10 protein-coding genes are annotated in these 13,254 nt (G+C 69.6%); all 10 read right to left on the reverse strand.

Annotated elements, in window-relative coordinates; translation table 11 throughout:
• Positions 1-173: 173 nt before the first annotated feature.
• The 10 genes from AC5L38_RS08815 to nuoF all read right to left on the reverse strand — a co-directional run bounded on the left by AC5L38_RS08815 (position 174) and on the right by nuoF (position 13,167).
• A complete protein-coding gene (locus tag AC5L38_RS08815) occupies positions 174-1,169 on the reverse strand; it encodes a polyprenyl synthetase family protein (RefSeq protein WP_495242258.1) in 996 nt (331 codons plus the stop codon).
• Positions 1,170-1,183: 14 nt separating this feature from the next.
• The gene (gene nuoN, locus AC5L38_RS08820; protein WP_495242259.1) at positions 1,184-2,737 is read right to left on the reverse strand and encodes an NADH-quinone oxidoreductase subunit NuoN; all 1,554 of its coding nucleotides are present in this window, start codon (positions 2,735-2,737) and stop codon (positions 1,184-1,186) included.
• Positions 2,734-4,329 (reverse strand): NADH-quinone oxidoreductase subunit M, encoded by a 1,596-nt coding sequence (locus AC5L38_RS08825; RefSeq protein ID WP_495242260.1) that lies wholly within the window; start codon positions 4,327-4,329, stop codon positions 2,734-2,736. The genes nuoN and AC5L38_RS08825 overlap by 4 nt, the downstream gene beginning before the upstream one ends.
• Positions 4,329-6,191 carry an NADH-quinone oxidoreductase subunit L gene (gene nuoL / locus AC5L38_RS08830; protein WP_495242462.1) on the reverse strand — a complete coding sequence of 621 codons (1,863 nt, stop codon included), beginning with the start codon at positions 6,189-6,191 and terminating at the stop codon, positions 4,329-4,331. Before nuoL ends, AC5L38_RS08825 begins: the two co-directional genes overlap by 1 nt.
• Before the next feature lie 66 nt (positions 6,192-6,257).
• Positions 6,258-6,554: an NADH-quinone oxidoreductase subunit NuoK gene (gene nuoK, locus AC5L38_RS08835; protein WP_389919284.1), complete on the reverse strand. Its 297-nt coding sequence runs from the start codon at positions 6,552-6,554 to the stop codon at positions 6,258-6,260.
• Positions 6,551-7,387, reverse strand: a complete 837-nt coding sequence (locus AC5L38_RS08840; protein WP_495242261.1) for an NADH-quinone oxidoreductase subunit J — start codon at positions 7,385-7,387, stop codon at positions 6,551-6,553. Before AC5L38_RS08840 ends, nuoK begins: the two co-directional genes overlap by 4 nt.
• Positions 7,380-7,895 (reverse strand): NADH-quinone oxidoreductase subunit NuoI, encoded by a 516-nt coding sequence (nuoI, locus tag AC5L38_RS08845; RefSeq protein WP_344747308.1) that lies wholly within the window; start codon positions 7,893-7,895, stop codon positions 7,380-7,382. Before nuoI ends, AC5L38_RS08840 begins: the two co-directional genes overlap by 8 nt.
• Positions 7,882-9,243: an NADH-quinone oxidoreductase subunit NuoH gene (nuoH, locus tag AC5L38_RS08850; RefSeq protein ID WP_495242262.1), complete on the reverse strand. Its 1,362-nt coding sequence runs from the start codon at positions 9,241-9,243 to the stop codon at positions 7,882-7,884. The genes nuoI and nuoH overlap by 14 nt, the downstream gene beginning before the upstream one ends.
• Positions 9,243-11,801 (reverse strand): NADH-quinone oxidoreductase subunit G, encoded by a 2,559-nt coding sequence (locus AC5L38_RS08855; RefSeq protein WP_495242263.1) that lies wholly within the window; start codon positions 11,799-11,801, stop codon positions 9,243-9,245. The genes nuoH and AC5L38_RS08855 overlap by 1 nt, the downstream gene beginning before the upstream one ends.
• Before the next feature lie 79 nt (positions 11,802-11,880).
• Positions 11,881-13,167: an NADH-quinone oxidoreductase subunit NuoF gene (gene nuoF / locus AC5L38_RS08860; protein ID WP_495242264.1), complete on the reverse strand. Its 1,287-nt coding sequence runs from the start codon at positions 13,165-13,167 to the stop codon at positions 11,881-11,883.
• Positions 13,168-13,254 lie beyond the last annotated feature (87 nt).

Raw genomic sequence — 13,254 nt, forward strand, 5'->3', positions numbered from 1 at the left:
CAATATTTGCTTTTCCATGCAAGGAACATCGTGGAAGACATGCGGAAAACCCGGCTCGGCCGGGTGGGCGAGCCGGGCGATGACCATACCTGCGAAGGCCGGCACGCACGCTTCACGATGTGATCGCACAGTGCCAGGTTAACGGAGCCGGCCGAGACACCTCACGACGCCGGTCAGCCGGAACGCTCCACCACGTAGTCGCACAGTGCCAGGTAGGCGGTGCGGGCCGGGATGTCGGGGAGGCTCGCGAGGTCCTCGCGGGCGCGGGCTGCCCAGGCGAGCAGCTCGGCGCGGGCGCGCTCCATGGCCGGGTCGGCGCGGAGCAGGCGCAGGGTCTCCTCGACGTCCTCCTCCGCCACCGGACCGGCCAGCAGCTCGCGCAGGCGGGCGCTCTCGGGGGCGTCGGAGGCGAGGACGTAGAGCACCGGCAGGGTCCGGATGCCCTCGCGCAGGTCGGTTCCGGGGGTCTTGCCCGACTCGACCGTCTCGGCGGCGACGTCCAGCAGGTCGTCGCTGAGCTGCCACGCGACGCCGATCGCCTCGCAGGCCCGGGTCAGCCGCTCGACCACCTCGGGCGAGGCACCGCTGAGCATGGCGCCGAACCGGCCGGAGGTGGCGATCAGCGAACCGGTCTTGTCGGCCAGCACCCCGATGTAGTGGGCCACCGGGTCGTCGCCGGGGCGGGGGCCGATGGTCTCGCGGATCTGGCCGCGCACCAGGCGGGAGAACGTCTGGGCCTGGATCCTGATGATGTCGGAGCCGAGGTCGGCGAGGATCTCCGACGCCTGGGCGAACAGGTAGTCACCGGTCAGGATGGCCACGGTGTTGTCCCAGCGGGCGTTCGCCGACGGGGAGCCCCGGCGGACCGGGGCCTCGTCCATCACGTCGTCGTGGTAGAGCGTCGCCAGGTGGGTCAGCTCGATCACCACGGCCCCGGGCACCACGCCCGCCGCCTCCGGCGAGCCGAACTGGGCGGCGAGCAGTGCCAGCATGGCCCGGAACCGCTTGCCGCCCGCCTCGATGAGGTGCTTGGACGCCTCCGTGACGAAGGCGTCGTCGCTCTCCACCGAGGACCGCAGCAGCTTCTCCACCTCGGCCAGTCCGGTAGCGACGTCCTGCGCCAGCCGCTCGTCGACGAACGGGAGATCAACTACCGGGGGCGCAGCCATGAAACGTTACTCCTCTAGCGAATGAACAGCGCGGACGCAGCCTGATCCGCGAGATCGAGCACCGGCTGCGGGAAAATCCCCAGCACTACCGTAGCCGCTGCCGCCAGGGCGACCACCGCCGAGGTGCCCACCGTGGGAGCCGCGATGGACGGCCCGTCGGCGGCGGGCTCGCTGAAGAACATCAGCACGATGACGCGGACGTAGAAGAACGCCGCGATCGCCGAACTGACCACGCCCACGATGACCAGCGGCAGGGCGTCTCCGGCGACGGCCGCCGAGAAAACGGCGTACTTGCCGAAGAATCCGCTCGTGAGCGGGATGCCCGCGAAGGCCAGCAGGAAGAAGGCGAAGATGCCCGCCAGGACCGGGGAGCGCTTGCCCAGGCCGGCCCACCGGGACAGGTGCCCGGCCTCGCCTCCGGCGTCACGGACCATGGTGACGACCGCGAAGGCGCCGACCGTGGTGAAGCCGTACGCGGCCAGGTAGAACAGGATGGCCGACAGGGCCTGGGCGTTCTGCTCGGCGGCGCCGACCGCGACGATGCCGGTGAGCAGGAAGCCCGCGTGCGCGATCGAGGAGTAGGCGAGCATGCGCTTGATCTCGGTCTGGGTGATGGCCAGGATCGCGCCGACGATCATCGTCAGGATCGCCACGCCCCACATGACCGGCTTCCAGTTCCACTCAAGACCACCCAGAGCCACCCAGAAGACCCTGAGCACGGCCCCGAAGGCCGCGACGAGCACGGTGGAGGCCATCAGTGCGGTGACCGCGGTGGGCGCGCCCTGGTAGACGTCAGGCTTCCACGCCTGGAACGGTGCGGCTCCGATCTTGAAGAGCAGGCCGATGCCGAGCAGCGCGGTGCCGATCAGCAGCAGCGTCTCCTGACCGCTGACCACGCTGAGCGAGTTGCTGATGGCACTCAGGTCCACCGACCCGGCGTAGCCGTAGACCAGGGCCATCCCGTACAGGAAGAAGGCCGAGGAGAACGCGCCGAGCAGGAAGTACTTGACCGAGGCCTCCTGCGAGAGCAGGCGGCGACGGCGGGCCAGGCCGCAGAGCAGGTACAGCGGCAGGGACATGACCTCGAGGCCGACGAACATGATCAGCAGGTCGTTGGCGGAGGCGAACAACAGCATGCCGCCGACCGAGAACAGCAGCAGCGGGTAGACCTCGGTCTGGGCGTACCCGCTGAGGATCGCCTCCTCCTCGTCGGGGCTTCCCGGCACCGCCGCCGCCTGCGCGACGAACTGCTCCTCGTCGTTGATCAGGAGCGTGCTGACCACGGCCAGCACGAGGATGATGCCCCAGATGAACAGGGAGGGACCGTCGACCGCGACCGAGCCCATCGCCGCCGGGGCGTCCGGCAGGCCGTTGACCGCGTTGAGCACGGTCATCAGGAACGCGCCGACCAGGGCCAGCAGCGTGAGCGGCATGTGGATCGACTTGCGCAGGTAGCGGGGCGCGAACGCCTCGATCAGCACGCCGATGATGGCCGCGCCGAACACGAGCAGCATCGGTGAGAGCAGCGCGTACTCGATCGTCGGGGGTTGGATGATGGCGTCGTTCACTGCCCGGCCCCCTTCTGGTCCGCCACGGCGGGTTTGGGCTGTTCGATGTTGATACTGCTGAGCGTCTTGTCCACCGCGGGGTTGATCACGTCGAGCACCGGCTTGGGGTAGAAGCCCAGGACGAGGAGCACCGCGACCAGCGGGGCCACCACGAAGATCTCACGCAGGTTGAGGTCGGGCAGGCCGAGCACCGGCTTCTTCCCGGCCTCGGGCAGGGCCTGCGCCGCCTCCTCCGGGGAACCGGGCACTGCGACCGCCGGCTCCTTCGGGGCCCCGGTCATCATGCGCTGGTACATCCACAGGATGTAGACGGCCGCCAGGACGACGCCGCTGGTCGCGATGATCGCCGGGACCGGGTAGCGCTGGTAGGTGCCGAGCAGGACCATGAACTCGCTGACGAACGTGGACAGACCCGGCAGGGAGAGCCCGGACAGGCCGGCGATCAGGAAGGTGCCCGCGAGCAGCGGGGCGACCTTCTGCACGCCTCCGTAGTCGGCGATCCGGCTGGAACCCCGGCGGTAGATCAGGAAGCCCGCGATCAGGAACAGCGCGCCGGTCGAGAAGCCGTGGTTGACCATGTAGAGGGTGGCGCCCGCGCCCGCGTTCGCGGTCATCGCGAAGACGCCCAGCGCGATGAAGCCGAAGTGCGAGATCGAGGTGTAGGCGATCAGGCGCTTCATGTCGGTCTGGCCGATGGCCACGATCGCGCCGTAGACGATGCCCACGACCGCCAGCACGATCACCAGCGGGGTGAAGAACTTCGAGGCCTCGGGGAACAGCTCCAGGCAGAAGCGCAGCATCCCGTACGTGCCGACCTTGTCCAGCACGCCCACCAGCAGCACCGCGGCGCCTGCCGGGGCCTGCGCGGCGGCGTCGGGCAGCCAGGTGTGGAACGGCCACAGCGGCGCCTTGACCGCGAACGCGATGAAGAAGCCCGCGAAGAGCCACTTCTGCGTCGTCGGGTCCTGCACGGCCGCGATCAGCTCGGGGAACATGAAGGTGTTCTTCCCGGCGACCACGTAGAGCGCGATCACCGCGACCAGCATGAGCAGGCCGCCGAAGAGCGAGTACAGCAGGAACTTCACGGCCGCGTAGGACCGCTGCGCCCCGCCGTACGACCCGATCATGAAGTACATCGGGATGAGCATGGCTTCGAAGAAGACGTAGAACAGGAAGACGTCGGTCGCCGCGAAGACGCCGATCATCATCGCTTCCAGCACCAGCAGCAGCGCGAAGTAGGTCTTCACCGACCGCTTGGGCGGGGCCGCGGCCCCGGAGCCGTCGGCGTCGTGCCAGGAGGCGAGGATCACGATCGGCACGAGGATCGCCGACAGCGCGATCAGCACCAGGGCGATGCCGTCGACGCCGACGCCGTAGTGGACGCCGAAGCGCGGGATCCACTCGTAGACCTCGGCGAACTGGAAGCGCGTCCCGGAGGCCGGGTCGAACTGGACCGCCACGGCGACGGTCAGCGCGAGCACGACCAGCGAGACCGCCAGGGCCAGCTGCTTGGCGAGCTTGTCACTCTTGACAAGGGAGACACCCACCGCGCCCAGAACGGGCACGGCCATCAGGGTCGAGAGCCAGGGCATCACATGTTCCCTACGTAGAGCAGCGCGCCAACGACCACGGCGGCACCGAAGAGGATGGACAACGCGTAGGACCGCACGTAGCCGGTCTGGATGCGGCGCAGCCGCCCGGAGGTCCCGCCGATCCCCGCCGCCAGGCCGTTGACCAGGCCGTCGATGCCGCGGTTGTCGAAGAACACCGCGATGCGGGCCAGCCACTGGCCGGGGCGCATGAACAGCGCCTCGTTCAGCGCGTCGCCGTAGAGGTCACGGCGGGCGAAGGTGGTGAGGAACGAGCCGCGCGGGGCGACCCGGGGCACCTCGGCGGAGCCGTAGCGGGTCCAGGCGAAGATGACGCCGACGGCGACCAGCCCGAGCGTGGCCAGGCCGGGAACACTGAAGGGGTGGAACCCGGGGAGCTCCTCGGGCAGGCCGACCGCCGGGGCGAGGAACTTCATGAACCGGTTGTCCAGGACCAGGAAGGCGCCCAGGACGATCGAGCCGATCGAGAGCAGGATGAGCGGCACGGTCATCACCGCGGGCGACTCGTGCGGGTGCGCGTCGTCGGCCCAGCGCTTCTTGCCGAAGAAGGTCATGAAGACCATCCGCGACATGTAGAAGCCGGTGATGCCGGCGCCCAGCACCGCGAGCCAGCCCAGGATCGGGTTGTGGTGCATCGCCGTCTCGATGATGCCGTCCTTGGTGAAATAACCGGACAGCAGCGGGAAGCCGATGATCGCGAGGTAGCCGACGATGAACGTGGCCGCGGTGACCTTCATCACCGAGAACAGGCCGCCGTACTTGCGCATGTCGACCTCGTCGTTCATGGCGTGCATGACCGAGCCCGCCCCGAGGAACATGTTGGCCTTGAAGAAGCCGTGGCCGATCAGGTGCGCGATGGCGAAGGCGTAGCCGACCGGGCCGAGGCCCGCGCCGAGCATCATGTAGCCGATCTGCGACATCGTCGAGCCCGCGAGGCCCTTCTTGATGTCGTCCTTGGCGCAACCGATGATCGCACCGGCGAGCAGCGTGGCCACACCGACGATCGTCACGACGAGCTGCGCGGTCGGGGCGGCCTCGAAGAACGCGCCCGAGCGGACGACCAGGTAGACGCCCGCGGTGACCATGGTCGCGGCGTGGATGAGGGCCGAGACCGGGGTCGGGCCCTCCATCGCGTCCAGCAGCCACGACTGCAGCGGCAGCTGGGCCGACTTGCCGCAGGCGCCCAGGAGCAGCAGCAGGCCGATCGCGGTGACCGTGCCCTGCGAGGCGCCTCCGGAGGAGATCGCCCCGCTCACGGTCTCGTGGGACAGATCGCCGAAGGCGACCGTGCCGAACGTGGTGAAGACCGTGAAGATCGCGATCAGCAGGCCGAAGTCGCCGACGCGGTTGACGATGAAGGCCTTCTTCGCCGCGGCCGCCGCCGAGGGCTTGAACTGCCAGAACCCGATGAGCAGGTACGAGGCCAGGCCCACGCCCTCCCAGCCGATGAACAGCGCGACGTAGTTGTCGGCCAACACCAGCAGGAGCATCGCCGCGACGAACAGGTTCAGGTACGCGAAGAACCTGCGCCGGTCGACGTCGTGCGACATGTAGCCGATCGAGTAGATGTGGATCAGGGATCCCACACCGGTGATCAGCAGGGCGAAGCTGATCGACAGCGGGTCGATCAGCAGCCCCATGTCGGCGACGCCAGGGATGAACTGGTAGAGCGGGACGCCCTGACGGCGCTGGTCCGGGGCCAGTCCGAGGAGCTGGACGAAGGCGAGGACCGCCACCGCGAAGGCGCCCAGGGACATCGCGACGCCGAGGAAGTGCCCCCAGCGGTCGGAGCGACGCCCGGCCAGCAGCAGGACCGCGGCGCCGAGCAGCGGAAGCGCGATCATGAGCCAGGAGGCCCCGATCGCACCTCCGGAATGCTGGATGATCTCAGCGGGTTCCACGGCCACCTCTTAGTACTTCAGCAGGTTGGCGTCGTCCACCGACGCGGACCTGCGGGTTCGGAAGATCATCACGATGATGGCGAGGCCGATCACGACCTCGGCCGCGGCCACCACCATCACGAAGAACGCGATGATCTGGCCGTCCAGGTTGCCCTGCTGCCTGGCGAAGGCGACGAACGCGAGGTTGCAGGCGTTGAGCATGAGCTCCACGCACATGAACACCACGATCGCGTTGCGCCGCACCAGCACACCGACGGCGCCGATCGCGAACAGCAGCGCGGAGAGCACCAGGTAGTGAGTGGTCACTTGCCGTCCTCCTGCTGGAGTGCCGCGTCCCTCACATGGACGGGCTCGTCGTCTGAGCCGGAGTCGCGGCCCTGTGCCGCCTCCTTCTCCAGGACCTGCTTGATGAGCGCCGCCTTCGCCGGGTCGGTCGGCGCGAAGCCGTCCTCGATCTCGTGCCGGGCGAGCACCCGGTTGATGGACTTCTCCGAGACCGTGCCGTCGGGCAGCAGGGCCGGCATGTCGATCGCGTTGTGCAGCGCGTAGGTGCCGGGCCCCGGCAGCGGCGAGGGCTGCGGGCCGGTGAAGCGGGCGCGCGACAGGTCGCGCTGGGTGGCCTTGGGCCGGACCCGCTCGCGGTGTGCCAGCACCATCGCGCCGAGCGCGGCGGTGATCAGCAGCGCCGAGGTGACCTCGAAGGCGAAGACGTACCTGGTGAAGATGAGCTGTGCCAGGGAGGGCACGTTGCCGCCCGCGGCCTTCACGGCCGCGTCGAGGCCGGTGGGCGCGGCGAAGACGGCGTTGCCGACGCCCAGGGCGAGCAGCGCCGCGAAGGACAGGCCCGCGACGGACGCCCACAGGCGCTGTCCCCTGATCGTCTCGACCAGCGAGTCGGCGGAGTCGACGCCGACGAGCATCAGGACGAACAGGAAGAGCATCATGACCGCGCCGGTGTAGACGATGATCTGCACCGCGGCGAGGAAGGGGGCGTCCTGGACGGCGTACAGCACGGCCAGCGACAGCATGACGACGCCCAGCATCAGCGCCGAGTAGACCGCCTTGCGGCTGAAGACGAGCCCGAGGGCCGCCCCCACCGAGACGACCGCCAGGACCCAGAACGTGATGGTCTCACCCATTGTTGCGTCCCAGCCGGTAGTAGTCCTCTTCGGTCTCGCCGAGACGCATGGGGTGCGGCGGGACCTCCATGCCGGGGCCGAGCGGCGCGAGCAGCATCTCCTTGGTGTAGATGAGGCTCTCACGGCTGCTGTCGGCGAGGTCGTACTCGTTGGTCATCGTGAGCGCACGTGTCGGGCACGCCTCGATGCACAGGCCGCACAGGATGCACCGCAGATAGTTGATCTGGTAGGTGCGCCCGTAGCGCTCACCCGGCGAGAACCGCTCCTCGTCGGTGTTGTCCGCACCCTCGACGAAGATCGCGTCGGCCGGACAGGCCCAGGCGCACAGCTCGCAGCCGACGCACTTCTCCAGGCCGTCGGGCCAGCGGTTGAGCTGGTGCCGGCCGTGGAAGCGCGGGGCCGTGGGCCGCTGTTCCTCGGGGTAGTTGACCGTCTCGACCTTCTTGAACATCGTGTGGAAGGTCACGCCGAATCCCTTGATGGGATTCAGCCAATCAGTTGCTCCCACTGGGAACCTCCTTGCGCGCTACACCGTGGTAGTGCGGCAGGTCGAGCGGCGGCACCGGGAAGCCACCGGCGGACGGCTCGGCTTGGAGTTGCTCGAACTCGGCCTGGACCTGGGCGGCCCTGGCCTCCTTGCGCTTCTGCAGAACGCTGTCGAAGCGCCACCAGATGCCGAAGCAGCCGATCACCACGATCGCGAGCACGGTGAACACGAGCGTGCGGTCGACGTTCTCCAGCCGCATGGCCTTGACCGTGGCGACGAGCATGATCCAGGCCAGGTTGACCGGAATGAGGATCTTCCAGCCGAGGGCCATCAGCTGGTCGTACCTGACGCGCGGCAGCGAGGCGCGGCACCAGACGAAGAAGGAGAAGACCAGCACCATCTTGATGAAGAACCACAGCAGCGGCCACCAGCCGGTGTTGGCCCCGTCCCACGCGGAGATCGGCCACGGGGCCTGCCAGCCGCCCATGAACAGGGTGATGGAGACCGCGGAGACCACGAAGACGTTGACGTACTCGGCGAGCATGATGACCGCGAACTTCAACGAGTTGGAGTACTCGGTCTGGAAGCCGCCGACCAGCTCACCCTCGCCCTCGGGCAGGTCGAAGGGGACCCGGTTGGTCTCGCCCAGCATCGTGACGATGTAGATCAGGAAGGACGGGATCAGCAGGATCATGTACCAGGAGGGCAGCGGGATCTGCAGCCCGAAGAGCGCGAGCTCCCCGCCCTCGGCCTGGGCCGCGACGATCTCCGAGGTGGAGAGGGTCCCGGCGAACAGGAAGACGCCGACGAACGACAGTCCCATCGCGATCTCGTACGAGACCACCTGGGCGCTGGCCCGCAGGCCGCCGAGCACCGAGTAGGGGGAGCGCGAGCCCCAGCCGGCCAGCACGATGCCGTACACGCCGATCGAGGCCATCGCCAGCACCAGCAGCACCGCGACCGGCAGGTCGGTGAGCTGCAGCGGCGTCTGGACCCCGAACATCGAGACCATCGGGCCCATCGGGATGACGGAGAAGGCCAGGAAGGCCGGGACCGCCAGGACGACGGGGGCGATGAAGTAGATCACCTTGTCGACGGTCCGGGGCATCAGGTCTTCCTTCAGCCCCATCTTGAGACCGTCGGCCACCGACTGGAGCAACCCGAACTTGCCCGCCCGGTTGGGGCCGTACCGGTTCTGCATGCGGGAGATGAGCTTGCGCTCGAACCACACGCCGAACAGCACGCCCAGCATCAGGACGACGAAGATGACGACGGCCTTGATGATGCTGATCCAGAGCGGGTCCTTGCCGAAGTCGGTGACGCTCGGGAAGTTCGGCTCGGCCGCTGCTAGAAGGGTCCGGACATTCATTACCGCTCCTCGTTGGCTTCGCCGGCGGCGCGTGCCTCGCCGACCGTGGTGCCGGTGGTGCCGGTGCCCGCGACGGTGCTCGCCGGACCCGGCGTGACCGGGGCGGCGGCGACGGGTGCCACGGCGGCGTCTCCGGAGGAGGCGCCGATCCTGACCACGTCACCGGCGACGGCGCGCAGGTCCCTGGTGACCGAGCGGCCCGCGGAGTTGGCGGGCAGCCACACCACCCGGTCGGGCAGGTCGGCGATCCGCACCGGCAGGCTCAGCGAGCCGCGCTCGGTGCTGACGACGATCTCTCCGCCCTCGACCAGGCCGGACTCGGCCGCGGTGGACTCCGACACCAGCGCCACGGCCGGACGGGCGGTGCCCGCCAGGTACGGCTCCCCGGCCTGCAGGCGGCCGTCGTCGAGCAGCAGGTGCCAGCTGGCGAGAACGGCCTCCCCGGCCTCGGGCCGGGCGGCGGGCCGGCCGGCCGCCTCGGGGGCGGCGGCCCTGGGGCCGCGCCACGCGCCGATCGCGCTGAGCTCGCGGCGGGCGGCCGCGGGGTCGGGCAGTCCGAGGTGCACGTCCATCGCGTCGGCGATCGAGGAGACGACCCGCAGGTCGCTCATGATCCCCGGAACCGGGAGCGCCTCCTCGAAGGTGCGCCCGCGTCCCTCCCAGTCGACGAAGGTGCCCGACTTCTCGGCCACCACGGCGACGGGGAGCACCACGTCGGCGCGGTCGGTGACCGCGCTGGCGCGCTGCTCCAGGCTCACGATGAACGGGGTGTTCTCCATGGCGAGCAGCGCGGCCTGCGGCGCCGGCAGGTCGTAGGGGTCGACACCGGCGACGACGAGGGCGTCGATCTGGCCGTCGAGCGCCGCCGCCAGGATGGCGGTGGTGTCGCGGCCCTCGCCCTCGGGCAGGGAGGCGACGTCCCACGCCCTGGCCACCTCGGCCCGGGCGGTCTCGTCATCGACCGGGCGGCCGATCGGCAGCAGGTTCGGCAGCGCCCCGGCCTCGATCGCCCCGCGCTCACCGGCGCGGCGCGGGATCCAGGCCAGGCGGGCGCCGGTGGAGTCGGCGAGCCGCAGCAGCGCCGACAGCGCGCCCGGCACGGTGGCGAGCCGCTCGCCGGCCAGGATGATCGCTCCGGGCTGCCTGATCGCCTCGGCGGCGATCGCGTCCACGGCGGCCAGGTCGTCCAGGACGGCGGTCTCCGTGCCCGGCACCGCCGGGACCAGGGTGCCGCCCATCTTGGCCAGCCCGGGGCCGGCGAACGGCGCGACCGAGAAGACCTTCAGGCCCTTCTTGCGCGCCGCCTTGCGCAGGCGCAGGAAGACGATCGGCGACTCCTCGTCGGGCTCGAAGCCCGCCAGGAGCACCGCGGGCGCCTTCTCCAGGTCGGCGTAGCGGACCTCGATGCCCTTGCCCGCGACGGCGTGCGCCAGGAAGCGCGCCTCCTCCTCGGAGTGCGGCCTGGCGCGGAAGTCGATGTCGTTCGTGCCGAGAGCGATCCGGGCGAACTTGGCGTACCCGTACGCCTCCTCGACGGTGAGGCGACCGCCGACCAGCACGCCCGCGCGCCCGCGGGCGGCGGACAGGCCCTTGGCGGCCGCGGCGAACGCCTCGGGCCAGGAGGCCGGGACCAGGCGTCCCTCCTCGTCACGGACGAGGGGGGTCTTCAGCCGGTCGGGCTGGGTCGCGTAGGTGAAGGCCCAGCGACCCTTGTCGCAGTTCCACTCCTCGTTGACCTCGGGGTCGTCCCCGGCCAGGCGGCGGGTGACCTTGCCGCGCCGGTGGTCGGCGCGCAGGGAGCAGCCGCTCGCGCAGTGCTCGCAGGCGCTGGGCGTGGAGACCAGGTCGAACGGGCGTGCCTGGAAGCGGTACGCGGCACCGGTCAGCGCGCCCACCGGGCAGATCTGCACGGTGTTGCCCGAGAAGTAGGACTCGAACGGACGGCCGTCGGCGGTGCCGACCTGCTCCTTGGCCCCGCGCTCGAAGAAGTCGATGAGCGGGTCGCCGGCGATCTCGTCGGAGAAGCGGATGCAGCGCGCGCACTGGACGCAGCGCTCGCGGTCGAGCAGCACCTCGGAGGAGAGCGCGACCGGCTTCTCGAAGGTCCGCTTCTTCTCCACGAAGCGGCTCTCGCCCTGGCCGTTGGACATGGCCTGGTTCTGCAGCGGGCACTCGCCGCCCTTGTCGCAGACCGGGCAGTCGAGCGGGTGGTTCAGGAGCAGCAGCTCCATCACGCCGCGCTGCGCCTTCTCGGCGACCGGGGAGGTGAGCTGGGTCTGCACGACCATGCCCTCGGCGACCTCGATCGCGCAGGAGGGCTGCGGCTTGGGGAAGCCGCGGCCGTTCCCGGCGTCGGGGATGTCCACCAGGCACTGGCGGCAGTTGGCGGCCGGCTCCAGCAGCGGGTGGTCGCAGAACCGGGGGATCTGGATGCCGAGCAGCTCGGCCGCCCGGATGATCAGAGTGCCCTTCGGGACGCTCACCTGGAAGCCGTCGATGGTGACGGTGACCAGGTTCACCGGCACCTGCTGCGCCGGGGTGGTGGCTTCGACGGTCATGGCGTCTCCTCCGTCGGCCTCATGACCGAAACGGTGCTGTACTTGCCAACGTGCTTGCCGGTTGCCGGGGTCCGCGCGCTCACCGGGCACCCCACACCGTGGACGGGGCGTGATCGAACGGGCAGCCGCCGATCTCGAAGTGCTTGAGGTATTCGTCGCGGAAGTATTTCACCGACGAGTGGATGGGGCTGGTGGCCCCGTCGCCCAGGGCGCAGAACGAGCGTCCCAGGATGTTGTCGGCGATGTCGGTGATCGTGGTCAGGTCCTCTTCGGTGCCCTGGCCCTTCTCCAGCCGCTTGAGCACCTGCTTGAGCCAGAAGGTGCCCTCCCGGCAGGGGGTGCACTTGCCGCACGACTCGTGCGCGTAGAACTCCGTCCAGCGGAGCACGGCGCGCACCACGCAGGTGGTCTCGTCGAAGATCTGCAGGGCCCGGGTGCCGAGCATCGAGCCCTTGGCCCCGACGGACTCGAAGTCCAGCGGGACGTCGAGGTGCTCGTCGGTGAAGATCGGGGTGCTCGACCCGCCGGGGGTCCAGAACTTCAGCCGGTGGCCCTCGCGGATGCCGCCGGACATCTCCAGCAGCTCGCGCAGCGTGATGCCGAGCGGGGCCTCGTACTGGCCGGGCCTGGTCACGTGGCCGCTGAGCGAGAAGATGCCGAAGCCCTTGGACTTCTCGGTGCCCATCCCGGCGAACCAGTCGGCGCCGTTGGCGATGATGGAGGGAACACTCGCGACCGACTCGACGTTGTTCACCACTGTCGGCGAGGCGTACAGGCCCGCCACGGCGGGGAAGGGGGGCTTGAGCCGAGGTTGGCCGCGATAGCCCTCAAGCGAGTCGAGCAGCGCCGTCTCCTCGCCACAGATGTAGGCGCCCGCCCCGCTGTGCACGACCAGCTCCAGGTCGAAGCCGGTGCCGAACAGGCCGGTGCCGAGATAACCCTTGGCGTACGCCTCGGCCACGGCGGCCTGCAGGCGGCGCACGACGTGCAGCACCTCGCCGCGCACGTAGATGAAGGCGTGGTTGGCCCGGATCGCGTACGCGGTGATGATGACGCCCTCGACCAGCGAGTGCGGGTTCGCCATCATCAGCGGGATGTCCTTGCACGTGCCCGGCTCGGACTCGTCGGCGTTGACCACCAGATAGTGCGGCTTGCCGTCCCCCTGGGGGATGAAGCCCCACTTCATGCCGGTGGGGAAGCCCGCGCCGCCTCGGCCGCGCAGTCCGGAGTCCTTGACGGCCTGGATGACGGCGTCGGGGTCCATGCCCAGCGCCTTCTTGGCCGCCGAATAGTCGCCGTAGCCCTCCAGGGTGAAGGAGTTGGGCTGGTCCCAGTTCGCGGTCAGAACCGGGGTGAGAGTGGTCACTTCGTCTCCTCGCCTGGCAGCCCGTCGCTCCGTGACAAGGCCGCACCGTGCCTGCCGGCACGCTCGTTACACCCGCACGCGCCGGGG

This window comes from Streptosporangium nanhuense (assembly GCF_059358815.1).

Excerpts from the sequence above, each read along its gene's own strand:
- AC5L38_RS08815 (WP_495242258.1), bottom strand. The coding sequence starts at position 1,169 with ATGGCTGCGCCCCCGGTAGTTGATCTCCCGTTCGTCGACGAGCGGCTG.
- AC5L38_RS08840 (WP_495242261.1), bottom strand. The coding sequence starts at position 7,387 with ATGGGTGAGACCATCACGTTCTGGGTCCTGGCGGTCGTCTCGGTGGGG.
- AC5L38_RS08825 (WP_495242260.1), bottom strand. The coding sequence starts at position 4,329 with ATGCCCTGGCTCTCGACCCTGATGGCCGTGCCCGTTCTGGGCGCGGTG.
- nuoL (WP_495242462.1), bottom strand. The coding sequence starts at position 6,191 with ATGATCGCGCTTCCGCTGCTCGGCGCCGCGGTCCTGCTGCTGGCCGGG.
- nuoH (WP_495242262.1), bottom strand. The coding sequence starts at position 9,243 with ATGAATGTCCGGACCCTTCTAGCAGCGGCCGAGCCGAACTTCCCGAGC.
- AC5L38_RS08855 (WP_495242263.1), bottom strand. The coding sequence starts at position 11,801 with ATGACCGTCGAAGCCACCACCCCGGCGCAGCAGGTGCCGGTGAACCTG.